The following is a 24,167-nucleotide window of genomic DNA, read 5'->3' on the forward strand; positions in this document are numbered from 1 at the left end:
GTGCAATGATAGGTAGCTGATAGCGCCATCGCACCTAGCGTTGCCCTGGACTAAAGAGCGCCGGATCGGGTGGGATGCGTTCGTATTGCAGCAATTCTTTCATGACGTTGTAAAAGACCGGAATCGCCGTGCCCACACCCCAGATATCGTCTTTGGGCCGGTCAATTTTGACCAGCACGGCAAAATGAGCATCTTCTGCGGGCGCAAACCCGAGTACCGAACCAATCGTATAACTGGGATCGTACCCGCCGCCAGGGAGCGGAATGCTGGACGTTCCGGTCTTGGCTCCGATCTCGTAGCCCGGGACGAGCCACTGATCTGACCAGTTCCCGATCCGGGGCCCCCAGACGACCGGGGCATAGTGATTGGCTGACTTGACCATCATGCGCCGTACGGTCCACGCTACGCCAGGCTCAACTGGCTCACCGGCTATGACAGGATTGGTGTCGGTGCAATTTTCACCTTCATAATCACATGTTCTCTCAATAATATACGGCTTCATCATTACGCCATCATTAGCGATCGCTGCTGCCGCCTGCACCATCTGGAGCGGTGTTACCGAAATGCTCTGCCCGTACGCATTGATCAAAAATGAGAGATCGTTATAGAATGGGCTGCCCGGCCCATGCACAAGCCCAACTTCTTCGCCGCCGAGTTCAATCCCCGTTGCCCGGCCAAACCCAAACGCATCAAGGCTGCGATAGAAGTTTTCTGGCCCCGTCAACTCGTTGAGTTGGATGGCACCAACATTGCTTGAGTAATAGAGCACGCCAGCCGAGTCGAGCATCCCATTGGCCCCGGCATTCCAGTTCCGCAGCATCTGATCATAGCGAAAGATGACGCCGGTATCATTCACCAGCGTATCGGCGGTAAACGAACGACTCTGCAATCCGGCGGCCACCGTCACCATCTTGAACGTACTACCTGGCTCGTAGAGGTTGCTGATCGCCGGGTTGCGGGCATAGACCTCTTCGGGATACTCGGTATACCGATTCGGATCAAAGGGCGGCCACGACGCCATGCCCCGAATCGCTCCGGTACGCGGATCCATCACGATGATCGAGCCACCATCGGCGTTGTGGCGTTCCACCGCCTCTTTGAGTTCATGTTCGATCACATATTGAATCAACGGGTCAATCGTGGTCTGGATATTGATCCCATTGCGGGGCGAGACGGTGCGGCTCTCGGCAATTGCGATCAGTTGCTGGCCGGGGCCAAATTCGCCCTCAATCGAGCCGGCAACCCCCTCGAGTTGAGGATTGAAGAAGCCCTCTATCCCACTGATACCATCACCATTATGGTTGACCGCCCCAATAAGCTGCGCCGCAAAGGAATTTTGCGGATAGATGCGCCGCGGTTCGTGGATCAGCCGCAGCCCCGGCTCGTTCAGCGCCTCGATTTGCGCTGCTACCTCCGGTTCAAGCCAGCGGGCAATGGGGAGCCAGTAGAAGCGGGTATCACCGAGCGCCACGAGGATGCTCTGGGGCTCTTTGCCAATCAGTGCCGACAGCGTGATCGCCAGGCGTGTCGCACGTTCTTGATTGATGTGCGCTGGTACAACCCAGAGACTCTCGCGTTCAACATCCATCGCCAGCACATTGCCGGCATGATCAGTAATCAGACCGCGGGTGGGCAGCAGGGCGATCTCTTGCTCGATCTCGCCCCGCGCCTTCGTGCTCAATTCTTCATGGCGCACGACCTGCAATTCGCCGAGGCGCAAAAAGATGCGCCCAACGAGGATGACCGCAAAGAGCAGCAAAAAATTAATCCGCCAGCGCGGGAGCCGCACCCTGCTGGGCGCGGCTGATGCCGGAGGGCGGGTGCCAAGACGAGTTGTCGTGCGGGTTGCCATAGCTAGCGCTTCTGCTCCTCAATCCTCACGGTTGGCGCTCTTCCATCGTGGCACCAGAAAGTTCTGGCGCTAGCGGAACGTTCGCTGGCTTGATCATCAGATCAACATAGCGCACCTGATCAGCCGTAACTGGCTGCATGCCAAGCTGCTCGGCGCGCCGACGAATCCGATCCAGTGACTGCGCACGCGCCTGGCGCTCTTGCAAGAGGCTTCGCTCACGCAGCAAGGTCACCTTCTCGGCTTCGAGACCCGCGAGGGCGTACCCTTTGGTTGCGACAACCCCGGTCTGGACAAGGACAATGAGGCTCATCAGGCTCAAAATAAGCACCAGCCCCAGCAGGTAACGGCTACCATCAATGCGTAGGTAGCGAGGCAGGGCCATCCGCCGTGCTCGAGCACCTTCGATGAGCGAGATGCGTTGCGAATTGATAGCCATTGTGGCGTTCCCTTCAGCACAGAGTTAACTACGACACGACCTATAGTTTCTCGGCAACCCGCAATTTTGCACTACGCGCACGCGGATTCACGTCACATTCATCGGGGCCAGCAATGATCGGCTTGCGAGTGATGATGCGTAGATGCGGTGTTCGCTCATTCATACTGCCGCCATAGCCTGATTCATCACGAAAAAATTGCTTGACAATGCGATCTTCTAACGAATGAAAACTGATTACTGCCAGTCGTCCTCCCGAGCGGAGCAACGCCACCGCCTGGGGTAAGACGCTTGTTAGTTGCTCAAGCTCGTCGTTCACCGCGATCCGTAGCGCCTGAAAGGTGCGTGTTGCCGGGTGGATGCGGTCACGCCCTCCTCGTCCAATCGCCTTGGTGACCAGGTCGGCCAGCGTGGCGGTTGTCGTGATAGGGGTGTGCCGACGATGTTCGACAATCAGACGTGCAATGCGGCGTGAGCCGCGTTCTTCACCATAACGATAGATAAGATCAGCCAGTTGTTGTTCACTCAGTTCGGCGATCAGGTCAGCTGCGGTTGGCCCTCGGGTTGGATCGAGGCGCATATCGAGCGGGCCATCAGCACGAAAACTAAAACCTCGTTCCGGTGTATCAAGTTGATATGAAGAGACCCCGAGATCGATGAGGATGCCATCAACCTGCACCAATTGAGCCACTTCAGCCAAGGTGGTCAGGTCACGAAAATGGCCGTGGCACAGATGAAACTGGCTCGTTGCTATGCCCCCTGTCACCAGGCGTTCGTGCGCCCTTGCAAGGGCTACTGGGTCAGCATCAAGGCCCAGCAAGTGACCGTCTGGCTGACTTGCCGTAAGCAAGGCGAGCGCATGCCCTCCGGCCCCCACAGTACAGTCAATGAAGCGACTGCCCGGCCCTGGGGCCAGCATGCTCTGAACTTCCTGGGGCAACACGGCAACATGCACAATTCCTCCCACCCTCACTTCGTTGTCGCTCAGCGCGGCTCACGCTACCCTTCAACTGGTTAGATCCCAAGTTCCGCCATCTGCTCGGCAATCGAACTGCCACTGCCTTGCAACTCTGCTTGCAAGGTTTGCCATTGTGTCTGTGACCAGACTTCAAAATAGGTGTTCATGCCTGTGATCAGTACCTCTTCGGCGAGGCCTGCATACTCGCGTAACCCCTGAGGAATGACAATCCGTCCCTGACGATCAAGTTCTACTTCTGCGGCTGGTGCAAAGAGGATGCGCCGCATGTTACGTGCCTGAGGACTGCCGAGGGGCAGTTGATCAACTTTTGTTGCGAGTTGTTCCCACATCGTAAGCGGGAAAGCTTGAAGACATAGCTCAAAGCCGCGGGTCAACACAAAACGCTCGCCGAGCGCTTCACGAAAGCGGGCTGGTATGGCGACACGGCCCTTGTCGTCGATAACATGCTCGAACTCTCCAAGGAACACCGCATCCTCCATATGCATAGTGAAAGAAAAGAGAACTTTCGTTCATATTCCCCACTTTGCCCCACTTTGCCCCACTTTTTGCTAGTTCTCAGGCATTATATACCAGTCCCTCCTTCATTTCAAGCAGAGATACGCGTGATTTTGCCGCAATTTGGGCTCGATCATGATCGCCAGCACGCTTTTTGTGCTGGCCTCTTTTGTGCCTAGCATAGCATAGCCGACGTAAAAAGTCTACTACAATGCGTGGTAAATAGCGCAAAAGTGAAGAGAATGTGTACAATAGGGTGACGATTTTTCACGGTGTCTATCGATTATGACAGAAAGTAACACATATGAGCGAAGAAGTGCCTGCTTTAACCCATCTTGATCAGCAAGGCCGTGCGCATATGGTGGATGTAGGGGCAAAAGAGGTAACGCCACGCGAGGCGATCGCGGCTGGCCGTGTGGTTATGCAACCAGCCACCCTCGCCGTGCTTCTGCAGGGTGGGATGCCCAAAGGCGATGTGTTCGCCACTGCCCGCATCGCCGGCATTATGGCCGCCAAACGTACCCCCGAGTTGATCCCGCTGTGCCATACCCTCTTCCTGACCCACGTCCATATCGCCATCGTACCCGTCGCTGATGCTCCTGCTCTCGATATTCAGGCAACGGTACGCACAACTGGTCAGACCGGGGTGGAGATCGAGGCCCTGACCGCCGTGAGTGTGGCGGCCCTTACGATCTATGATATGTGCAAAGCGGTTGATCGCACCATGCGTATTACTGATGTCCGCCTGCTCGAAAAACGCGGTGGACGCAGTGGCGAGATGGTGCTTGAATAAGCGTACAGTGTTCTTGACATTGTACAAATGTTCTGTTATACTCGAACGACAAGCAGCGATTTCTATGTAAGGCAAGGTTTCAGGTTACTTTACAGTTTGGAGGCATCCATCGCGTCCTGATGCGCTCGGCTATTTCCTATTTTCTAGCTCCTAAATCCTTGTCTAAGTGTTAGTGTCGGGCAAGTCGCTCGTGCGTCGCAACTTGTCTGGCTACAAAGGTCTGTGATGATGAATGTGCAAAGCCCGCCCTTTCTCGTCTGGTATGATGATAACCCCAAGATCAGTGTTACCCAGAAGATCGAGGCGGCTATTGCAGCGTATGGTCATCGTTTCCGTGGGGTTCAACCAACCCTGGTGCTCGTCAATGAAGCTGAAGTGACCGAACTCCAGGGCGTTGAAGTGCGCAGTGCTACCAATGTCCGTCGCCATACCTATTGGGTTGGGCTCGACGAGCAGACCGCCGCTGCGCTCCCCTCTCCCGACACGGCACCGCTCAAGCCGACACCTGCCTCGCGCCGCAAAAAGTGATCCACCACCGTTCGCCTGAAATATCGTTCTTGCTTCTCTCCGCGCCTCTGCGTCTCTGCGTTAAAAAAGGAACCTGGATGTAACGTAGGGGCGCTCCGGCGCTACCTCACCTCGATCCGTTGCCCGTCACGCCCGATCTCGGCCTGCCCCAGAAACCCACCCGCCCGTATCGCCGCCAGGGCTTGCTCTTCAGCCATTGTCCAGCGTGGGCTATAGTGAACCAGTACCAGACGCTCTACCCCCGCCGCCGCCGCGACTGCTCCGGCTTGCTTGGGTGAGCTATGTCCTTCAAATGGCTCAGCTGTGGTCGCTTCATGGATGAGCACCGTTGCACCATTGGCAAGTTCCTGCACTTCAGGGCTTGGTTCAGTATCTGCCGAATAGACCAGTGCTCGCCCAGTTGCGCTCTGCTCAAAGCGTAGGGCAAGGCACGGGCGGCTATGTTTGGTCGGTGCGGTCAGCAGCTGCCAGCCCTCATCAAGCGCAAGACGGCTGCCTGGCGGCAACTGCTGCCACTCGAGCGGCACATGGTACTCGACTTGCATCGCCCCCATCGTCGCTTGCACAATCGCCAGCGTTGCATCGAGTCCATAGATTGGCAGTGGGTCTTCCCGCCCTCCCAGGCGCATACTAAAGACGAGCCCGGGCAATCCGTTGATATGGTCACAATGGCTATGGGTCAACACAACCCCGGCTAACTTCTGCGGATCAATCCCGGCTCGTAACAGCCGCTCATATGTACTTCCGCCTGCGTCAATGAGGAGGGGGCCGCCTGGTCCATCCCATACCATATGCGTATTGCCCCGATCCACATCGGGCAACCCGGTGCCGGTTCCCAATAAAATCATGGTTGCCATAGCGCATCCCTCCGTAGCTTTTCAGGTGAGTTTGTGACCCTATTGATCATCCATTGGTACCAGACGTTTGCGGAGTGCATAGATTGCCACCTGTGTGCGATCCGCCAGGTGTAATTTCGAGAGGATATTGCTAAGGTGCGTTTTGGTCGTCTTTTCCGAGATAATCAGCGCTTCGGCAATCTCTTTGTTTGACATCCCCCGAGCAACCAGGCGCAATACATCCATCTCGCGGGGGGTCAATTGATCCACCGGCGCTTCGTTGGGGCGCGGTGAGCTAAATTCTTGCATCAGTTTCGTCGCGACCTCGGGGTGCAAGACGGCTTCATTGCGCTGCGCCGCACGAATGGCATGGGCCAGTTCTTCTGGGGAGATATCTTTCAGGAGGTAGGAAATCGCCCCCGCTTTGATCGCCGGAAAGACCTTTTCGTCGTCGGCGAAGCTCGTCAGCACGATCACTCTGGTGCTCGGACTCACTGCTTTCAGCCGTCGGGTTGTTTCGACTCCGTCAATCCCGGGCATGACTAGATCCATCAGTACCACATCGGGCAACAGTTCACGCGCCAGTTGCACGCCCTCTTCGCCACTTGAGGCTTCGCCCACAACTTCAATATCGTCTTGCAATTCGAGAAAATCGCGCAATCCCTGCCGTACAACGCGGTGATCGTCAATCAACATCACATTGATGATATCCATCAAGGCTCCTTTCGTTCCCGCACCCGTGGTACCGTCACCAGTACCTCTGTTCCAATGCCCAGGGTAGAGTGTAGATCCATAGTGCCGCCGAGTTCGATGGCTCGCTCGCGCATACTCAGGACACCAAGATGACGCCCGTGGCCGGTTGGTAACGAGGCAAGATCAAACCCGGTGCCGTTGTCAGTGATGCGAACCGTGACATGTTCAGTGGTGAACTCCAGGATGACTTTTACATGGGTGGCCGATGCATGCTTGATCACGTTATTCAACGCCTCCTGGACAATCCGATAGAGGGGCTGTTCAAGGTTGCGTGCCAGGCGCTCATCACCAACGACGGTCAAGCCGATGGCGATGCCTTCACGCCGTGAGAGCATCTGCGCGTGTTGCTGCAAGGCTGCCACCAGGCCTTGATCGCGCAGCGCCGGCGGGCGCAGTTGAAAAATCAGCGCACGCATTTCGGCAAGGGCCGCTGCCGAGGTCTCTTGCAAGCGTTCGAGTTGCAACGCGACGCGCTGGGGATTGCGCTCGAGTTGGGCACGGGCCGCCTGCGAGGTCAGGGTCATGCTAAAGAGTTGTTGGGTCACACTATCATGCAATTCGCGTGCCAGCCGGTTCCGTTCTTCGAGCACGGCGGCTGCTTGCGCCCGCCGGTACAGATGCACATTCTCAACCGTTCCCGCCAGGATATCTGCAACCGTCTCGATCAGATGCATGTCTTCTTCTGAAAAGGCATGCGACGCGGGTGACTCAAGATTGATCAGCCCGAGAACTCGCCCACTGGCGATAATCGGTACGATTAATTCCGCGCAGGTTGCCTCACGTTCTGCCAGGCCCAGAAAATCTGGCTCTTCAGTGGCGTTCGCAAAGTACAGGCTTTTTCCTTGCCGTGCTGCGCGCCCGATCAAGCCGAGGTTGAGATGCTGGCGGTAGCCTGCCATTAACGCGGTCAAGCTGCCTTCACTTGCGACGAGCACGAGTTCACTGGTCTCTTCGTCGATCAGAAAGAGATCAACCTGTGGGTAGCCGAACCCCTGCTGAATCTGCGCCGTAACCTGGGGGAGACTCTGGGTCTGTTCGAGAGAACCCGACGCGATGCGGGCAATCATGTTGAGCACCGCCAGTTGATCGGCTCGCCGTTGCACCTGTTCCGCCAGTGATTGGGCCTCGGCATAGAGTTGGGCCGAGGTGATCGGCCCGCTTACCTGTGCGGCAATTGCTTCAAGCAGATCGACTTCTTCGTAGGTAAAGGCATTGGGATGGCGTGCGCCGACATTGAGCGTGCCAATCACATGTCCACCACTGAGCAGCGGGACAACAATGCTTGACCGTGCCTCAGGATCATGTGGGGCAAACCCTGGCTCTCCCGTCGTGTCGTTACTCAGATATGCTTGTCCTTGCACCGCCACCCGTCCGATCATCCCTTCGCCCAGGCTGAAATGCCGTCCAACCAACTCCAGTTCGTGTGCGACGGCCGCAATCACTTCGAGCGTTCCATCAGCCCCCAGCAAGGCCAGTGAGCCGCTTCCAAAGGCCGTGCCGATCCGTTCGACGGTACGCCTAAGGATCGTCGATTGGTCGAGGGTGCTACTCAGATCCCGCCCAAGCGCCGCCAGGAGTTGCTCTTTGGCAAGAAGGCGGGCACTGCGTTCGGCCAGGCGCACATTTTCCACCGCCATCGCGGCCTGGCGCGTGATCGCTTCGATCACGAGGACAACGCTGGAATTGATCGTGTGCTCGGGTGTGGGCAAGACAATGCTAACGACGCCGATTAAACGGGTTCCGCGTCCACGCAAGGGTACCAGCAGCGTCGCTCCATCAAGGTGCAGTTCTTCTGGATGCACCAGTGCATGTGGCTCAGGTTTGAGCAGAAATGACTCACTGACCTGGTACAACGGGATCAGGAAATCCTGGTAGGTGGAAGGAGCAACCACTGTCTTGCGCAAGAGTGCTGCTTGTTCCGGTGCCGTGCCGACACAGGCAACCGTCTCAAAGGCATCGGTATCAAGGTTGCGCAGCCGCACATAGACGAGGGGGCTGGCAACGACCCGGCACAGGCTTTGCGCAACGTCGTGCAAGAGGCTTTCGGGTGTGTCATCAATGCGCAGGTGACTGCCCAGGGCCAAGAGATCCCCCAGAGGCAGGTGACTCATTGGATCAAGCTGGTTGTTCGTTTCTGAGCTTTGATTTTGCATCCGTACTTTGCTTTCATGGCACCAACTTGGCTCGCCCCAGGCTAATTGGCCCGAATAAGGCCTGCTGTTCAAGCACAATCATCCGTCGTTTCAGGAGTTCAAGGACTGCCCAGAACGTGACAATCACATCTTCGCGGGTGACCGATAGCCCGAACAAATCGTCAAAACTGCACCATGTCTGGTGTTCGAGGCGGCGCTCGATCTGCTCGACAACCTCATGTACCGTCAAACGAGGCGCGAGACTTACGACCTCTGGCTCATCAAGCGTCAATCTCAGTTGCAAGCGACGCTGGATTGCCGCCAATAACTCGGCGATGTCCTGCTTGACGAGAGGCGGCTTCAGATCGAGCTTAATGGCAAGCGGGGCCGCCCGGACGAATGTTTGCCGCTCGTCATCATAACAGGCTCGCAGCCAGGCCGCTGCCTGCTGATACCGCCGATATTCGCGCAACTGACGGGCCAGCGTTTCGGCATCATCCTCTTCCTCGTCATCTATTGCTCGCTCTAGCCGGGTTGGTCGTGGCAAGAGCATGCGTGATTTGATCACCAGCAGACGTGCCGCGAGACTCACAAACTCGGCGAGCGCACGTGGTTCGGGTGCCTCCAGCGAACGCACATACGCAAGGTACTGATCGGCCACTTGCGCCAGCGCAATCGTGGTAATATCCAACTCTTCCCGTTCGATCAGGCGTAAGAGCAGATCGAGCGGCCCGGTAAAAGCCGGGAGCGTAATTTCATACTTAGTGCTGTTCATCGGCCCATTTGAGCAGGGCCGCCAGGCCCGTAGGATTTGGATCGTGATAATGACGGAGCGCCTCAACCATGACCGGCGGACTGCCCGCCTTCGCTGCCATCTGCGCCCCGCGCCAGGCATGTTCAGCATAGATTCTGATCGGTTGCAACATGCCTCCGTAACGTGCCACCGCAAGATAAAGCCCTGGGATCTGTTTGAGGATCGTTGCGACGACATACCATCCGAGGGCCATTGGGCGTCCATGATCATCAACTTTGCCACAATCGTGGATTAACGCTGCTCGGCGCAACAATGGCTCATCATAGCCTGCAGCAACGAGCGTATGATGCACATCCAGGCAATGCCGCTGATCGTAACGCGGCATGGCACCAAAGAGACGTTGTTCTGGCTCGGTCAGGGTTGCGGCGACCATGGCTACCTCTGCGGGAGTCAGGTCGGCACGCAGCGCGGCACGTAACTGTGCCATGCGATAATGCCCCCTGATCTGTTCCTTCGCGTGCTGTACCATAACTGCCGATCTCTTTTGCCTCGTCTCAACCTGATGCGTCTATTATAGCGCAGCCCATCCGGTTTCTCGACTTTCCTGGCTGTGTCTCGGCCCAGTATGCTATAATACCCCGTATCACGAACCTGACCACAGCGGTAAAGGTTGATCACATGTTGTTGCACAACCCCGAAGGTATGCCGCCGATTGTATCGAGCGTGATGGCCCGCATCGAGCGTCGTCTGCCCTATCCAGGTCAGATCCTTGTTCGTCAGGGTAGCCGCGTTGAACCTGAAGATGCAATCGCCCGTACGCTCAAGCCCCTTCCTCCCTATAATGTCAATCTCGCCCGTGTGTTGCGCATCGCTCCCGATCAGCTTGAACGTGCGCTCCTTGTTCAGCCGAACAGCAAGGTTGAGGTTGGGCAGATCCTTGCGCGTGCCCCCGGGATCTTTGGGCATACCTATCAGTCACCGGTCAATGGTGTGGTGATGGGGGTTGATGCGCAGACAGGCTATCTGACCCTTGCGCCTGATCCTCTTGAACAGGCCATGCATGCCGCTGTGCGCGGTGTGGTGATGGAGGTTCGCCCCTATGAGGGGGTTGTGATCGAGACCCTCGCTGCGCAGATCTACGGTGCCTTTGGGGTTGGTGAAGAGCGGAGCGGGGTGCTCCGTTTGATGGCGCTTGAGCCGTCCGATATTGTCCGCCCTGAACAGATTGATGCCCGTAGTGCCTATGCGGTGCTGATCTGTGGGGCAACGATGAGCGCAGCAGCCTTGCAGCGCGCCGTTGAAGCACAGGTTCGCGGGATTATTGTTGGTGGTCTCGAAGAAGCCGCCCTTCGTGAGTTTCTGGGTTGGTCGGGCCACGGGGGTTGGCGTCTTGATGCCCACTCCTGGCAGTGGCCTGCTCCACGGATGACCCCTGATCTGCCGTTGACCCTGGTCGTTACCGAGGGCTTTGGCGTTCGCCCAATGAACCAGGCGATCTTTGAACAGTTGAGCCTCCACGATGGGCAAGAGGCGCTGATCGATGGTCATACGATCCTCCGCCGTCCCCTCCGCCGCCCTCGGGTGGTCATTCCCCTTGGACGTGCGAGTAGTGCCCAGCTCGAGCCGCCTTCGCCTCACCTTCGCCCTGGGGTCAAGGTTCGTCTCTTGGATGCGCAGCATCTCGGCCAGACAGCGCTTATCCGCTCCCTCTCCGCTGCACCTCGCCGCCTTGCCTCTGGCATGCGCCTTCCTGCGGTCGAGGTGATTGCTGCTGATCAGACCTCCTTCTGGCTCCCGCAGAGTTGTGTTGAAGTATTGGGATAAAGCACTCGTATGACCAAGCGCCTCCTTCTTGTTGCGGCTGACGATTCACCTTTGCGTGCGCTGGTTCACCAGTTCGCCGAGCGTATGCAGCTGCACGTCTTCTCTTCACCAAATGAGGCCCTCTGGGAAGTTCGTCTTAATCCACCCGAGGTGTTGCTCGCTGAGTGCGATCTTGCCGAGATGACTGGCCTTGAGTTGCTTGAGATCGCGCTTAGTTTTGAACATGCACCACGGGTGCTTCTCTATAGTTCTTCTCCTGATAGTCTCTGCGCTACCGCTGAGACGATCGGGGCCTTCCGTTTCCTCCAGGGTGCGCTTGAGCCCGAGCAACTCTTTGCCGTTGTCAGCCAGGCTGCCAATGCAACTCCGTCTCACGGTGGCGATCCCGCCTCACTTCTTCCCGCTAGCCCTGCCGCGCCGTCTGATCCGCCTCCCCTCGCTTCGGCTGTTCAGGCCGCTCCTGATCAGGCGCTTCAGGCAACGGTTGAGCCGCTGTCCCCTTCGGTGGCACCATCACTTTCAACTGAGCATTCAGCCCAGTCTTCCGCACTTCCCGCTGATCAACCGCATCCCCGTCGTGATTTTACGCCCGCACGGGTGGTTCTGCCAACAATGCGCGAACGCGAAGCCGCTGCCGCTGAGGCCGCCGCCGCTGCCGCTGCTCAGCCACCTGTGTTATCATCGCCATCAACGCCTGCTTCGCCTCGTCCCAGGGGCCTCGCTGCACGCAGCCGTGCTGCTGCTGCGCGGATGCCCGAGCCGTCGCGGATGCCCGAACCGCCGCCCCTGTCACCCGCCGAGCCGGCATCGGTTGCATGGCGCACGAGTGAAAGCAGTCTTGTTGTCACCGAGCACAATATCAATGCGGTTCGTACGGTGATGAGCCATGTGGCTCAGGATCTTGGTACGCAGAGCATCATTTTGACGGATCGCGCCGGGATGCCCCTTGTTGAAGTCGGAAGTTCGTATCAACTGCCGATGATGGTCGTGTTGCCGCTGCTCTCAACGGGGTTTTCTACCACCGGTGAGGTTGCCCGCCAGCTTGGTGAAGAACAGGGTACGAGTGTCTATATCCACGAAGGTGTGAAGATAGATATCTATTGCTTTGATGTCATGCAGCGTTTTCTACTTGTCCTTGTTTTTAACAAGCAAGTGGCCCATTCCAAGCTCGGTGCTATCTGGATCAATACCAAACGTGCTATTCGTGAATTGGATGAGATCCTCCAGCATTAAATGCGGAACCTACTGCCTCGAAGAAACTCGCGTGTGCAGGCTCAATCAAGCTTAGGGTGTTAGCCCTCACCTTGATTGGCCCTGTGCAACCAGTGCCTCAACCTCGGCTCGCCTCGGTAGCGCAGGCTGCGCTCCGGCACGGGTGACGGTGATCGCCCCCGCTGCCGCCCCCCAGATCGCCGCTTCCCGTGGGCTTAATCCTTCACACAATGCTACCGCAAAAGCCCCCACAAAGGCGTCCCCCGCCGCAGTCGTGTCCACTGCCTCGACCCCAAACGGGGCAATCGCGGTTTTCCCGGCTTCGTCAACCACCAGCGCTCCTGCCGATCCCAGCGTCACAATGACGCTGCTGGCACCCTGCGCTCGTAGTTGCCTTGCCGCCTCTGCCGGGCTCTCTTCGCCCCCACTTAACAGGCGAATTTCGTGTTCGTTTGGTAATAGGTAGTCTACCATCCCGAGGATCTCGCGCCCAAGCGGTTGGGCCGGGGCAGGGTTGAGCAGCGTGGGGACACGGTATCGACGGGCCAGGCTCAGCGCTTCGATGACGGTCGCCATCGGTGTTTCTAGTTGCACCAGCAAGACCGCTGCTGTCTTAAAGAGCGCTTCGCTCGCCTGTATATCTTGTGGTTGCAAGAGGGCATTCGCCCCCGGGGCGACAATGATGCTGTTTTGGCCTGTTGCATCAACGGCGATCAAGGCGATGCCTGTCGCTGCTTCAGACGTCACGGCGATATGGCTAATCTCAATGTGATCAGCGGCCAGTCCTTGCCGAAGCTCTTCCCCAAAATGATCATTTCCCGTGCGCCCAATCATGACGACCGGTGCCCCTAGTCGCGCTGCCGCAACGGCCTGGTTGGCTCCCTTCCCCCCTGGAATGGTCGCAAATGGCCCGCCCAGGATCGTCTCGCCAGGCTGCGGGTGCTGCGGGGTTTGCACCACCAGATCTATATTCAGACTACCCACTACCAGGATGTGCCGCTTCATCGTTGCGCCGCTTGATTCAGCCCTGAGGTATCGTTATAATACCCATACTATGGGTATCATACCAGTAAACCTACACTGATGCGCGATCGTGTCTATCGAACCGAAGGCCTGATCTTACGGCGAAACGATTTCGGCGAAGCCGATCGCATCGTCTTGCTTGCCACGCCCGCCGGAAAGCGCCGCGTGGTCGCCCGCGGGGTGCGCAAAACGACGAGTAAACTTGCCGGACATATTGAACTCTTCACCCACACTAGTCTGATGCTCGCCCTTGGGCGCAATCTTGATATTATGACCCAGAGTCAGACCATCAGCCCCCATACCAAGCTTCGTACAAGCCTCGCTCGCCTCGGTTGTGCCTATTATGCCGCTGAACTCTATGATCGTTTTACAGAAGAACAAGATGAGAACCCCGCCCTCTTTGCGGCCCTGATCGAAACCTTTGGCCTGCTCGATCGTAGTGCTTCCCCAGATCTTGTGCTACGGGCCTACGAACTTCACCTTATGCAACTGCTCGGCTATCGCCCACAGTTGCACCAGTGTGTGGTCTGTGAGTCTCAGTTGACCCCCGTAGCTGACCGTTTTAGCCCTGAATTGGGTGGCGTTCTCTGCCCCCTCCATCGTGACGCCGACCGGATGGCCCTGCTGATGGCTGAACCGGTCTTTCGCTTGATGCGGTATCTTCAGAGCCATCCGCTTGGTGCCGTTGAGTCGCTGCTCCTTTCGCCAGAACTCCGCCGTGATGTTGAACGCCTGCTCCGTGCGTATGTGCGCCAGTTGCTTGAACGCGATCTCAAGTCCGTCGCTTTTCTTGACGAGAGCCTGCGCGTCGAATAGGAGTGAGGTCATGAATTACGTCGATAGCCTCCTCAGCCGTGGCGAACAAATCGTCTACGTTGCCCGTCAACATATCTTTGTCTTGATCAGCAATATCTTGGCCGAACTCTCGATGATAGCGTTGCTGGTCGCCGCAGGCGTTGCGTCCCATGTTGCGTTTGATACCTCTCAGCCGGTGATGAGCGATCTGACGGCGAGTTCACTTATTTTGCTTATTAGCATTACGATGAGCCTGGTGGTGCTCGTTAGTGGCTTTATCGATTATCTGCGCTGGACGACCGAACAGTATGTTGTGACCGACCGACGCGTTATTCAGGTGCAGGGGGTGTTGAATAAGCGCGTCACCGATTCGTCGCTCGAGAAGATCAATGATGTCGAGTTGCGCCAGAGCATTTTCGGGCGCATGATGAATTTTGGCACGGTGGCGATCTTGACGGCTTCAGGCAGTGAGGGCCTCAGCGTTATGGATCGTATCGCCGATCCCCTCGCGTTCAAACGGGCGATGATGGACGCGAAACATAATCTTGAACGTGGGTATGGTTTCCTCGAACAAGCCTATATCCATTCGTCAGGAGCAGCAGGCGACATCCAACGTACCATCGAAGATCTCGCCGACCTCCGCGACCGGGGTATCCTTTCAAGTGATGAGTTTGAAGCCAAGAAGCAGGAATTGCTGCGGAGAATTTAGATGAGTATCCTCTACGAGCAGATTACCCAGGCCTGTACGACGATCAAGATGCATGCCCGTGTCACTCCCCGCATTGGGCTGATCCTTGGCTCGGGCCTCGCTGCCCTCGCTGATGAGTTGACCCAGGCGGCGGTGATTCCCTATGCTTCGATCCCCGGTTTCCACGAGCCAAAGGTGCCCGGTCATCGCGGCGAACTCGCGATTGGTTCGATGGCCGGTCAGTCCGTTGCGGTTCTCCGCGGGCGCTTCCATTTTTATGAGGGCTATAGTATGACCGAGGTCACGTTTCCCGTGCGTGTCCTCAAGGCCCTCGGGTGCCAGACGTTGATTGTCACCAATGCCGCTGGCGGCCTCCATGCTGATTGGCAGGTCGGCGATATTATGCGCATTACTGACCATATTTTTCTGCCTGGCTTGATGGGCATGCATCCGCTCATTGGCTCAAATGACGATCGCCTCGGCCCGCGGTTTCCTGCGATGCTCAATGCCTATCAGAATGATCTTGTTCCATGTGCCCACGCCGCCGCCGCGAGCACCGGTGTCCGCCTCCGTTCCGGGGTTTATGCGATGCTCGCTGGCCCCAGTTTCGAGACCGCCGCCGAGATGCGGATGCTCCGGGCGATGGGCGCCGATGCCGTCGGGATGTCCACCGCCCCCGAGGTGGTCGTCGCTCGTCACGCTGGGATGCGCGTTCTTGGCTTTTCACTTATTACGAATCTTGCGCTGCCCGATGGTTCCCCCGCTAATCACGCCGAGGTGTTGGAGGCCGGCGAGAAGGCGAAGCCTCGTTTCGCGGCGATGCTCCGACAGGTGCTTGCTCAGGTTGTGAATTGAGAAGGTGAGAGATGCATGCCTCTATCGTTGACTTCGCTCGATCAGTTGACGCTCCTTGATGCTTCCCTGCGGGCGAAGCTTGAACCCTATTGGATTACCAGTGTTGAAGAACTGGTCACAACTGCGCGTGCGAGCAATCAACGCTACGGGAGTGGCCTCGTTGCCCTCGCGCTCGCCCTTGGCATCGGTGAGGCGACCCTTCGCCCTCTGATCGAGGCCGCTCTGCCTCTGATGCCTCCCGGACTCTCTTTTGATGTCCCTGTGCAACAAGAGTACGGCGCTGGCCTTGTCCTTCCCGATGATGATGACGATTTCGATGCTGTCTCGTTTTCTGTCCCGACAAATCTTCCCTCCGTAGTTCTTCCGCTCTTCGCCCTCCCTCCCCCCGTCGATCAGGGCGTTCGCAATACCTGTGTCGCCTTCGCTCTCAATGCCGCCCTCCAGGTGCTCAGTCAGGATCCGACCGCGCTCTCGGCTCAGTTTCTCTACTGGGCCGCTAAAGCTGCCGATGGCCTCCCCGGTGACGTTGGTACCGATCCCTTCAAGGCGGCCCTTATCCTCCAGTCCACCGGTGTCTGCCGTGAGCTTACCTGGCCCTATCAACCCGCTCCCCGTGATGACCAGAATCCCGGCCACGGCCCGCCCCCCCCCGAGGCCCACGCCGAAGCGCCTCAACGTCGCGTCAGGCTCTTCCATAAGTTGCCCCGAACGAGCGTTGTGCAGCTCAAAACGGCCCTCGCTGCCGGTCAACCAGTGCTGATCGGTTTGACGATCTGGGAGCATTGGAGCGATTCATGGCAGGGGAGTCGCCTCGGGCGGCTGCGCCTCGCGTTGCCCGGTGAGGCACGGCGTAGCGGCCACGCGCTCTGTGCCCTTGGTTATCGCGATGATCCGCAGGCCCCCGGTGGTGGCTATTTCATTGTCCGTAATTCCTGGGGCGACTCCTGGGCCGTTGAAAATAGCGATGGTCCTGGCTATTGCCACGTGCCCTATCGCCTCATTGCCGAAACCGGCCTCGCCTCCGTCGCCCTCGAAGGTGCTTTCATCCAGGCCCCTCCCCTCCCCACACCAGAAGCAGCGCCAACCTCTGCAACTACACCGCTTCACCAGGGTGGCGCCTCCCCCGGCACTGTTTCCGGCGAACTTGCCGCTCTCTATGCCGAAGCTACTGATCTTAAAGCGCGCCTCGATGCTTTTGTTGTCCGCCTCGGTAGCCTTCTCCACGCCGAGGCCTCCGCTGGTTCACCTCAGCAGCCTGATCCTTCAACGAGGCGCACGTCAGATCCTGTAGGCGCAAGCTCTGGCGAGCAAAGCCCGGACTCTGCCGTCGGCATGCCGCTGCTCCTTCTCACGCCGTCCGAGGCACCAGACTCCGAAGAGCTCTACCCCAACGGGCTTTCGCCTGATGGCCGGCCTCTGCTGCGGCTCAGCACGGCAGTGGCTGCCGATCTTGCGCGCAATAAAATGGCTGCTGATCCCAGGCCACTCGCTGATTTGCACCGAACAAAACTTGATGCTGAAGCACAGCACCTCGGTACCGTGATTGATGTTGATATCCATAGCCTCCCCCAGGCGCACTGGGCCGTGGTGATCAATGCCAATGAAGATGCTGCCCTGCTCAAGGCGATTTGGCCCCTCATCGCGCATCGGATGCGCCAGATGGGCCATGCGCCGCCGTCGGTCGATTTCAGAGCGGGCGAAACTGCGGCAGCCTGGCTCCTCCGGCATACCGACAATGGCCGTCAGAACCTCAAAGAGGCCTGGGGCCAGCTTCCACCGGTGCTCATCTATCGCCACGATGATACCGTACGTACCTGGCTGAATCGCTATGGCGTCGCGCCTGGCCCCGTCGATCCAGGCCGTGGGGTGCCCTTCTATCTGCTGCTCCTTGGACTTCCAGGGCCTCGTCAGGCCAATGATACGGCCTTCATTCCCTTTCTCTTCCAGTATCAACTCGATATCTTTTGGGGCGTTGGTCGTCTCTGTTTCACCGATGCCAACGGTCTGCATCGCCTCGCTGACTATACCACCTACGCTGAACGCCTCGTTGCCTTTGAGCAGCGCCAGGACGCCGCTACGCTCCTCCGCAAAGAGGCGCTCTATGTCGCGACTCGCCATCCGCTTGATCCTGCCACCATCCGCAGCGCCGATGAGTTGATCCAGCCCCTTGCCCGCTGGAGTAGCGATCCAACGCGTACGCCCCTCACATTTGGTTTTGCGCACCGCCTTATCGTCGGTGAGCAGGCGACTCGTGCGCAATTCGAGGCGCTTTTGCGCGGCAACGGCGATGGCAAGGCCCCGGCTATTCTCTTCACTGCGACCCACGGCCTCGGCCTGCCGGCCAGCGACGATCGCCTTGTCGCTTCTCAGGGTGCCCTTGTTTGGCAAGACTGGGATGGCGTTGGCAATGTGAAGCGCGAGCACTGGTTTGCCGGCGAGGATCTTGCTGCGCTTGGCGCTGATGCGCACCTCGAAGGCACGATGGCGCTGCTCTTCGCCTGTTATGGCCTGGGCTGTCCGGCCTACGATGAGTTTATTTTTGATGCTCAGCGTCGTCGCCCCCGTATTGCGCCCTTCCCCATCCTCGCGCAGTTGCCCCAGCAACTTCTACGCAACGGCGCTCTCGGTGTGCTCGGCCACGTTGAACGCGCCTGGACTTTCTCTTTCACCGGCATTGAGGGGGCACGTGCTCAGTCGCAGGCCTTTGAAGATCTGCTTGGTCGCCTCATGCGCGGCTGGAGGGTCGGCCACGCGACTGATCAGTTCAATGTCAATCAGGCCGAACGTGCCTCCGCGCTCGTCCAGGAACTCGAAAACACCGAGTTTATCATCGCCAATGGAGGTGCCCCTGATAACCGGCTGATTGCTAGGCTCTGGATGGCGCGCAACGATGCGCGCAACTATCTCTTCCTTGGCGATCCCGCCGCTCGCCTTCCCTTCGCCGAAGAAAGTTGAGTTATGTCATCGCTTGCCGAACAATTGACTGCCTGGCTCACTGCTCGCTCTACGACCTATCTTGAAGAGCTTCGCCAACTCTGTGCCTTTGAGTGTTTGACTGACCACAAACCTGGGGTTGACCAGGCTGGCAACTGGGTGCGTCAGTGGGCGATGCAGCGCGCCTGGTCAATCGATACGTACCCCGATCCCGAGGTTGGTGATGGCCTTGTGGTCAGTTGCCCTGGTACCGGCCAGGGGCGCGTGATGCTCGTCGCCCACCTTGATACCGTCTATCCTGTCGGCACCGCAGCCGAACGCCCCCTTCGCATCGAAGGTGACAAGTTGATCGGCCCTGGCACCGCCGACAATAAAAGCGGCCTGCTCTCGGGACTCTATGCTATCGAAGCCCTCGCTACCCTTGCCCCCGCATCCTTTGGCTTGCTCAGCCTTGTCTGCGGTGGCGACGAAGAGACGAGTGCACGTGCGTCGGGCGCGATGCTTGCCAGCCTTGCGCCGCACTACGATCTTGCCCTCGTGCTCGAAGCAGGTCGCGAAAATGGTGATATCGTCAGTGCCCGCAAAGGCGGTGGTCTCTTCACGGTCACGGTTACAGGCCGCGCTGCTCACGCCGGTGTCGAGCCCGAAAAGGGGGCCAATGCCATCCTCGCCCTCGCCCATCACATTCTTGCCCTCCAGGCGATGAATGGAATGTATCCGGGCTTGACCGTCAATGTCGGGGTGATCACCGGTGGCAGTGTGCCCAATACCGTACCTGCCCTGGCCGAGGCTCAAGTTGATCTGCGCATCACCCATCCCGACCACACTGCCCCCGTTGAAGCGGCGCTGCAAGCGCTGGTACAACGCGATCTAGTCCAGGGTACCCGTACCACCCTCGCTGGCGGATGGGGCTTTGCCCCGATGGCTCGTACACCTGCGATTGCCAGGCTTGCTGAGCTTACCCGTAGCTGTGCCGATGAGCTTGGTTTTGCCCTTACCGACGCCGCCACGGGCGGCATCAGTTACGCCAATCTCCTCGCAGGCGCAGGCCTACCAGTGCTCGATGGCCTTGGCCCTGTCGGCGGAATGGATCACAGCCCCGACGAATACATTGACCTCTCAAGCATCATACCGCGCACCGCCCTGCTCGCGCTCCTTATTGCCCGTTCGAGTGAGCAGTAGCCTAGGGCGATTGCATCTTGCGTGTATGCACCCCCCAGGGCCCCGCAAGGGGTGCCCGTACACCGAGCCCGGCCCCCGGCCTGTAGGGGCACCCCTTGCGGGTGCCCTGATAGCGCGTCTTGTTGTATCCGGTTTCGTATGATGCAATCGCCCTAAGCAGTAACCCCATCCAGTTGCACGGGCCAGAAACCAGCCTGGCTGGTTTCTGGCCCGTGCAACCTTGTTCAGGCATCAGCACGACGCCGACTTCGTCCAGATGCGCTGCGCCTAATCTACAAGCGCAAATCTGCAATCTGCAAGCGTACTAGCCCCGTCGCCCCGTCTGATCACTGTAGGTGCTCTCGAAGATCTTGTCGGCATTGCCCGCCTCGAAGCCCTCGCGCCGATGCTCACGCCGCAATTCATGCGCAGGCAGATGCGCATAGGCCTCAAGCGGACGTCGCTCGGCAAACTCGACATACGACCCCGAGATGGGATGTTTTTCGCCACCCGCGAAGGTCGCCTCAAGCATCTCGGCCACGGTGCTGCTCTGCAATAAGTTGCCATCAGGACTGATCTTCACCTTGCCGCCCGCATTGTTCAGCTTGAAGCCGTGTTGCTCAAGGAACGCGTTAAAGGTCGGAATCGTATCATACCCCGTCGGCAAGTTGTGGATCGTCACCGTGAAATGGTTGAGATAATACCGATTGTAGATGACCCACGCGGCATACTCGCTCTCTTCCGCCAGGCGGCAATAATCGGCCCATGTCGGCAGGTGCCACAAACTCTTGTGCAGGAAGGCATCCACCTGACTGCCATCATCCAGATCAAGATCGTCAACGGGATCATGCGTGACTTCATCAGTATAACTGTGAATGATTGCCTGCGCTTCGGGCGATAGATCGCTCACCCGCAACTCCGAAATAAAGATCCGTGGCAGATCAACGCGTGGCGGATGATACCAGAAAGCGTTCAGTTTCTTCCCTTCAAAATGATACGCATCACGTCGCTCGTATCCGTAGTGTAAAAAGATGCGCTCAAGAGACGCGATGCCAAGCTGTGGCACCCCCATCGTGCGGAAGGCAATATGATCGTTCTCGATCTGCTCAGGGGCCGTAATCAGTCCTTTGTCTATCATCGCGGCAATAATCTTGCCCACATCAGGCACTCGCTCCTGGTACCGCCGCATCAACCCATCCAGCACCTGTTCAAGTGTGGTTAACCGATCAATCGTTGTCATGACAATGTTCTCCCTCTTTCGTCACGGACGCCACTGTCCTGTGACCTGACACCTTCAAGTATAATCTCAATTCTACCGTAAGAGAAGCTCTCAGGCACCTTTGTCGCTTGTGCTCATCGTCGTACCGTCTGATGGTTTTCAAGCATAATTACCTCTGAAGTGGCCGCATCCATTGGTCATGCCGAAAGGATCGCGTATGCAACGATTGATCGCCTTGCTTGCTCTGGGGCTCCTGTTCCTCATCATCTTTGCGGCCACACTTGCCTATGCGCAGATGAATCGGATTCACCTTGTCGTGCCCCCAGAGCAATCCGCTGCTCTGCCTGAATCACTTCTACCCTCGGTTCGCCTGCCGCAACCTGCCCCTGGTACCCCGACCGTGAGGCCCACTATCTTTCCCTCACTTACCACGGTTGCCCTTTCACAACAGATGAGCCCTCCACCTTCACCATGGCAAATCCTCTATGATGGTACCCGCGAAGGCGAAAAACCAGACGATCAGGGTTTTTTTAGTTATCAGGCGCTAACCCGCCAGCCTCCGCTTGCCACCGATACGCTTTACGAAGCAGGTGGCACGACGATGCGCAGCCTCACCCAACTCGCCGATTATGCCGGTTACATTGGCTTCCTTGCCGAGCCACAGATCCTGACCAGGACGGTGGGCTATACGCTCACTATGACCGTTGAATTGCTCGCCGAGACACACGCCAGTCTGGATCGGGCCGGGTTTAGTCTGCTCATCTTAGATAATGAGAGCTGGGGGGTCGAGTTGGCGTTCTGGGAGGATCAGATCTGGACCCAGAATGACGGCATGCGTGATCCTGGTCCGCTCTTTACCCGAGGCGAAACGGTCGCTTTTACGCCGACGCTCCGCCCTTTCACCTATACCCTCGTCGTCCAGGGCGATCATTATCGCCTCATTGTGGATGCAACTACCATCTTGACTGGTTCGCTGCGTCGGTACGAGCCAGTGCTCTCGATCGAAAACCCGCTTCGCCTGATCTATTACCAGTCTAACCTCATCTTTCTCGGTGACAATACCAGCGCTGCCGGGGCCAATGCTCGCCTCCACTCCGTTGCCCTTGACAACGCCTTGTTGCCATCGACCCCAGCTGCCTCGCGCCTCTTTGTCCCGTTGTTGCGTCGGTAGTCAGGTGTCTGGTTAACAAGAATTGCCAGATCCTGGCCCGATGCTTGTGAAAAATCCAGCTTGTGTATAGAGATTCTCTCCCTGAAAGTGGTACTCCTTGTGTTGCAAATCATACAACTAGTGCTATGATATCCACGGGATAGCAATCATCAGTCTGGTGGAGCAACAGGTAAGCATTATCTTGCAAGCGATCAGGCCAGAAACAGGCCCTTCAGATCCTGAAAAAGCCTGTTTCCACCGAAAAGTTGTCATTTTTCCTCTCTGTAGCCACACGACAACCATCGCTTACCTTTGGTGCATATGAGTCATTTTTATTGACACTCCAAGACATTCATGGTACTATTGCCGCATATCCGAGCGATAGTCGAGATGTAAAGGGCATCAAAGTTTTTAGCATTTAAGCAAAAATGCCCACCACTGGATGGTCTACCCCGAATGTTTTCGCCCGCCTGTTAATGGATAAGCAGAGCAGCCCGCTCCTGGAAAGGTACCGATGCGAACCCTCATCTTTACGGGCAAAGGCGGTGTCGGCAAGACAAGTGTCGCCGCAGCAACAGCGTTGCGGGCCGCCGACATGGGCCTTCGCACCCTCGTGATGAGTACCGACCCGGCCCATAGCCTTGCTGACTCATTGGATCTTGAAGGCCCCCTTGGCCCCGATCCTGTGCGTCTAACGCCAACACTCGACGCACTCGAAGTGAGCATTTATCACGACATCGAGTCAAACTGGGGTATCGTGCGCGAGCACTTTTCACAGTTGATGGCTGAGCAAGGTGTCGAGGGTATTCTGGCTGATGAGATGAGTATCCTCCCCGGTATGGACGAGGCTTTTCCACTCATTCGCATCAAGAAACACAAGGATAAAGGTGACTATGACCTCCTTGTGATCGACTGTGCTCCCACTGGCGAAACCCTTCGCCTGCTCTCGGCTCCCGAGACGTTCAAGTGGGCTATCGGGATGTTGCGTGGTGCTGAGAAGTTTCTGATCAAGCCGCTTCTTCGTCCGATGAGCAAGGTGACACCTGGTCTCAGCAAAATGGTCGCTCCCGCTGAGGTCTATGAGGCAGTGGATGATATTTTCCAGCAACTGGAAGGTGTCACTGCTACCTTAGCTAATCCGCTCGAAACATCGGTGCGTCTGGTGATGAATCCTGAGAAGATGGTCATTAAAGAGAGCCAGCGCGCTCTGACCTACCTCTCGATGTATGGGATGACCGTTGATACGGTCGTGGTGAATAAGATTTTGCCGGTCAATGAGGATAGTGGGTACCTCAACCACTGGAAAGATGTCCAGCAACGCTATCTCCAGGATGTCGAGCATTCGTTCGCACCCCTGCCCATTCGTCACGTGCCCTACTACCCCGAGGAGGTAGTCGGTCTCGAGAAGTTGCGTGCGATGGGCCGTGATATCTATGGTGATACCGATCCGAGTGCGGTGCTCTATAATGAAGCACCAATGGATATCAGTAAATTGCCTGATAATTCGTATCGGGTCAAGATTAAGTTGCCGTTCGCTGATGTGAGTCAGCTGGATCTCTTCCAGAACGGCGATGAGTTGGTCATTCAGATCGGGGACTTCCGGCGGATTATGACCTTGCCAACGAGCCTCGGAGGCCAGGAGGCAGGTCAGGCTGAGATGGAAGGGGACTGGTTGATCGTTCCTTTCTATGCAGCGAATGGTGTTCCTAGCTAAGTCAGGTGTAACGTCTGATATCATCGGCGTGAGCCTG

General features: G+C 57.5%; 22 protein-coding genes. 11 read left to right on the forward strand and 11 right to left on the reverse strand.

The window, feature by feature from the left end:
- Positions 1-34: 34 nt before the first annotated feature.
- From EKD05_RS08175 to mraZ, 4 genes are read right to left on the reverse strand one after another with little or no spacing between them, the layout of a single operon-like run.
- Positions 35-1,852: a penicillin-binding protein 2 gene (locus EKD05_RS08175; protein ID WP_129671949.1), complete on the reverse strand. Its 1,818-nt coding sequence runs from the start codon at positions 1,850-1,852 to the stop codon at positions 35-37.
- A 25-nt stretch (positions 1,853-1,877) separates the two neighbouring features.
- Positions 1,878-2,288, reverse strand: a complete 411-nt coding sequence (locus tag EKD05_RS08180; protein ID WP_205703892.1) for a hypothetical protein — start codon at positions 2,286-2,288, stop codon at positions 1,878-1,880.
- Positions 2,289-2,328: 40 nt separating this feature from the next.
- On the reverse strand, positions 2,329-3,243 hold the full coding sequence (gene rsmH, locus EKD05_RS08185; RefSeq protein WP_370374891.1) for a 16S rRNA (cytosine(1402)-N(4))-methyltransferase RsmH: 915 nt from the start codon (positions 3,241-3,243) through the stop codon (positions 2,329-2,331).
- 56 nt (positions 3,244-3,299) lie between these two features.
- Positions 3,300-3,731 (reverse strand): division/cell wall cluster transcriptional repressor MraZ, encoded by a 432-nt coding sequence (gene mraZ / locus EKD05_RS08190; RefSeq protein ID WP_129671950.1) that lies wholly within the window; start codon positions 3,729-3,731, stop codon positions 3,300-3,302.
- Positions 3,732-4,063: 332 nt separating this feature from the next.
- On the opposite strand from mraZ, the gene moaC reads away from it, so the two are divergent.
- Both moaC and EKD05_RS08200 read left to right on the forward strand, forming a co-directional pair.
- Entirely contained in the window at positions 4,064-4,552 is a 489-nt protein-coding gene (moaC, locus tag EKD05_RS08195; RefSeq protein WP_129671951.1) for a cyclic pyranopterin monophosphate synthase MoaC, read from the forward strand.
- A 225-nt stretch (positions 4,553-4,777) separates the two neighbouring features.
- A complete protein-coding gene (locus tag EKD05_RS08200) occupies positions 4,778-5,080 on the forward strand; it encodes a hypothetical protein (RefSeq protein ID WP_205703893.1) in 303 nt (100 codons plus the stop codon).
- Between the two features lie 101 nt (positions 5,081-5,181).
- On the opposite strand, the gene EKD05_RS08205 is transcribed toward EKD05_RS08200, so the two are convergent.
- The 5 genes from EKD05_RS08205 to EKD05_RS08225 are packed head-to-tail and all read right to left on the reverse strand — an operon-like array spanning position 5,182 to position 10,084.
- A complete protein-coding gene (locus EKD05_RS08205; protein WP_129671952.1) occupies positions 5,182-5,937 on the reverse strand; it encodes an MBL fold metallo-hydrolase in 756 nt (251 codons plus the stop codon).
- Positions 5,938-5,976: 39 nt separating this feature from the next.
- The gene (locus EKD05_RS08210; RefSeq protein ID WP_129671953.1) at positions 5,977-6,630 is read right to left on the reverse strand and encodes a response regulator transcription factor; all 654 of its coding nucleotides are present in this window, start codon (positions 6,628-6,630) and stop codon (positions 5,977-5,979) included.
- Positions 6,630-8,822 (reverse strand): GAF domain-containing sensor histidine kinase, encoded by a 2,193-nt coding sequence (locus tag EKD05_RS08215; RefSeq protein WP_240695685.1) that lies wholly within the window; start codon positions 8,820-8,822, stop codon positions 6,630-6,632. The genes EKD05_RS08210 and EKD05_RS08215 overlap by 1 nt, the downstream gene beginning before the upstream one ends.
- Before the next feature lie 13 nt (positions 8,823-8,835).
- Positions 8,836-9,576, reverse strand: coding sequence for a ScpA family protein (locus EKD05_RS08220; RefSeq protein ID WP_129671954.1), 741 nt, complete (start codon positions 9,574-9,576; stop codon positions 8,836-8,838).
- Entirely contained in the window at positions 9,563-10,084 is a 522-nt protein-coding gene (locus EKD05_RS08225; protein WP_240695686.1) for a hypothetical protein, read from the reverse strand. Before EKD05_RS08225 ends, EKD05_RS08220 begins: the two co-directional genes overlap by 14 nt.
- 149 nt (positions 10,085-10,233) lie before the next feature.
- Between EKD05_RS08225 and EKD05_RS08230 the strand changes: the two genes are divergently transcribed.
- Together EKD05_RS08230 and EKD05_RS08235 are read left to right on the forward strand one after the other, a co-directional pair.
- Positions 10,234-11,379: a hypothetical protein gene (locus EKD05_RS08230; protein WP_129671955.1), complete on the forward strand. Its 1,146-nt coding sequence runs from the start codon at positions 10,234-10,236 to the stop codon at positions 11,377-11,379.
- A gap of 9 nt (positions 11,380-11,388) precedes the next feature.
- Entirely contained in the window at positions 11,389-12,612 is a 1,224-nt protein-coding gene (locus EKD05_RS08235) for a response regulator (RefSeq protein WP_129671956.1), read from the forward strand.
- A 66-nt stretch (positions 12,613-12,678) separates the two neighbouring features.
- On the opposite strand, the gene rbsK is transcribed toward EKD05_RS08235, so the two are convergent.
- Entirely contained in the window at positions 12,679-13,596 is a 918-nt protein-coding gene (gene rbsK / locus EKD05_RS08240; RefSeq protein ID WP_129671957.1) for a ribokinase, read from the reverse strand.
- Between the two features lie 78 nt (positions 13,597-13,674).
- Between rbsK and recO the strand changes: the two genes are divergently transcribed.
- The 5 genes from recO to EKD05_RS08265 are packed head-to-tail and all read left to right on the forward strand — an operon-like array spanning position 13,675 to position 20,068.
- On the forward strand, positions 13,675-14,430 hold the full coding sequence (recO, locus tag EKD05_RS08245; RefSeq protein WP_129671958.1) for a DNA repair protein RecO: 756 nt from the start codon (positions 13,675-13,677) through the stop codon (positions 14,428-14,430).
- Between the two features lie 10 nt (positions 14,431-14,440).
- The gene (locus EKD05_RS08250) at positions 14,441-15,118 is read left to right on the forward strand and encodes a PH domain-containing protein (RefSeq protein ID WP_129671959.1); all 678 of its coding nucleotides are present in this window, start codon (positions 14,441-14,443) and stop codon (positions 15,116-15,118) included.
- Positions 15,119-15,952: a purine-nucleoside phosphorylase gene (locus tag EKD05_RS08255; RefSeq protein ID WP_129671960.1), complete on the forward strand. Its 834-nt coding sequence runs from the start codon at positions 15,119-15,121 to the stop codon at positions 15,950-15,952.
- 15 nt (positions 15,953-15,967) lie between these two features.
- Positions 15,968-18,907, forward strand: a complete 2,940-nt coding sequence (locus EKD05_RS08260) for a C1 family peptidase (protein ID WP_129671961.1) — start codon at positions 15,968-15,970, stop codon at positions 18,905-18,907.
- Positions 18,908-18,910: 3 nt separating this feature from the next.
- Positions 18,911-20,068: a M20 family metallopeptidase gene (locus EKD05_RS08265; RefSeq protein WP_129671962.1), complete on the forward strand. Its 1,158-nt coding sequence runs from the start codon at positions 18,911-18,913 to the stop codon at positions 20,066-20,068.
- Between the two features lie 304 nt (positions 20,069-20,372).
- Here the strand turns inward: EKD05_RS08265 and EKD05_RS08270 are convergent, their stop codons facing one another.
- Positions 20,373-21,287, reverse strand: coding sequence for a DUF1338 domain-containing protein (locus tag EKD05_RS08270; protein WP_240695687.1), 915 nt, complete (start codon positions 21,285-21,287; stop codon positions 20,373-20,375).
- A gap of 196 nt (positions 21,288-21,483) precedes the next feature.
- Between EKD05_RS08270 and EKD05_RS08275 the strand changes: the two genes are divergently transcribed.
- Together EKD05_RS08275 and EKD05_RS08280 are read left to right on the forward strand one after the other, a co-directional pair.
- Positions 21,484-22,437, forward strand: a complete 954-nt coding sequence (locus EKD05_RS08275; protein ID WP_129671964.1) for a hypothetical protein — start codon at positions 21,484-21,486, stop codon at positions 22,435-22,437.
- 493 nt (positions 22,438-22,930) lie between these two features.
- Positions 22,931-24,130, forward strand: coding sequence for an ArsA family ATPase (locus EKD05_RS08280; RefSeq protein WP_129671965.1), 1,200 nt, complete (start codon positions 22,931-22,933; stop codon positions 24,128-24,130).
- Positions 24,131-24,167 lie beyond the last annotated feature (37 nt).

The organism is Candidatus Chloroploca sp. Khr17, assembly GCF_004138165.1.
Lineage (GTDB): Bacteria > Chloroflexota > Chloroflexia > Chloroflexales > Chloroflexaceae > Chloroploca.

What these genes read in the sequence shown, in the direction of transcription:
- EKD05_RS08275 (WP_129671964.1), top strand. Translation starts at nt 21,484, where the DNA reads ATGCAACGATTGATCGCCTTGCTTGCTCTGGGGCTCCTGTTCCTCATC.
- moaC (WP_129671951.1), top strand. Translation starts at nt 4,064, where the DNA reads ATGAGCGAAGAAGTGCCTGCTTTAACCCATCTTGATCAGCAAGGCCGT.
- EKD05_RS08205 (WP_129671952.1), bottom strand. Translation starts at nt 5,937, where the DNA reads ATGGCAACCATGATTTTATTGGGAACCGGCACCGGGTTGCCCGATGTG.
- EKD05_RS08220 (WP_129671954.1), bottom strand. Translation starts at nt 9,576, where the DNA reads ATGAACAGCACTAAGTATGAAATTACGCTCCCGGCTTTTACCGGGCCG.
- EKD05_RS08265 (WP_129671962.1), top strand. Translation starts at nt 18,911, where the DNA reads ATGTCATCGCTTGCCGAACAATTGACTGCCTGGCTCACTGCTCGCTCT.
- EKD05_RS08180 (WP_205703892.1), bottom strand. Translation starts at nt 2,288, where the DNA reads ATGGCTATCAATTCGCAACGCATCTCGCTCATCGAAGGTGCTCGAGCA.
- EKD05_RS08215 (WP_240695685.1), bottom strand. Translation starts at nt 8,822, where the DNA reads ATGCAAAATCAAAGCTCAGAAACGAACAACCAGCTTGATCCAATGAGT.
- EKD05_RS08255 (WP_129671960.1), top strand. Translation starts at nt 15,119, where the DNA reads ATGAGTATCCTCTACGAGCAGATTACCCAGGCCTGTACGACGATCAAG.
- EKD05_RS08280 (WP_129671965.1), top strand. Translation starts at nt 22,931, where the DNA reads ATGCGAACCCTCATCTTTACGGGCAAAGGCGGTGTCGGCAAGACAAGT.
- EKD05_RS08235 (WP_129671956.1), top strand. Translation starts at nt 11,389, where the DNA reads ATGACCAAGCGCCTCCTTCTTGTTGCGGCTGACGATTCACCTTTGCGT.
- EKD05_RS08175 (WP_129671949.1), bottom strand. Translation starts at nt 1,852, where the DNA reads ATGGCAACCCGCACGACAACTCGTCTTGGCACCCGCCCTCCGGCATCA.
- EKD05_RS08260 (WP_129671961.1), top strand. Translation starts at nt 15,968, where the DNA reads ATGCCTCTATCGTTGACTTCGCTCGATCAGTTGACGCTCCTTGATGCT.
- EKD05_RS08200 (WP_205703893.1), top strand. Translation starts at nt 4,778, where the DNA reads ATGATGAATGTGCAAAGCCCGCCCTTTCTCGTCTGGTATGATGATAAC.
- recO (WP_129671958.1), top strand. Translation starts at nt 13,675, where the DNA reads ATGCGCGATCGTGTCTATCGAACCGAAGGCCTGATCTTACGGCGAAAC.
- EKD05_RS08250 (WP_129671959.1), top strand. Translation starts at nt 14,441, where the DNA reads ATGAATTACGTCGATAGCCTCCTCAGCCGTGGCGAACAAATCGTCTAC.
- rbsK (WP_129671957.1), bottom strand. Translation starts at nt 13,596, where the DNA reads ATGAAGCGGCACATCCTGGTAGTGGGTAGTCTGAATATAGATCTGGTG.
- EKD05_RS08210 (WP_129671953.1), bottom strand. Translation starts at nt 6,630, where the DNA reads ATGGATATCATCAATGTGATGTTGATTGACGATCACCGCGTTGTACGG.
- EKD05_RS08230 (WP_129671955.1), top strand. Translation starts at nt 10,234, where the DNA reads ATGTTGTTGCACAACCCCGAAGGTATGCCGCCGATTGTATCGAGCGTG.
- EKD05_RS08270 (WP_240695687.1), bottom strand. Translation starts at nt 21,287, where the DNA reads ATGACAACGATTGATCGGTTAACCACACTTGAACAGGTGCTGGATGGG.
- EKD05_RS08225 (WP_240695686.1), bottom strand. Translation starts at nt 10,084, where the DNA reads ATGGTACAGCACGCGAAGGAACAGATCAGGGGGCATTATCGCATGGCA.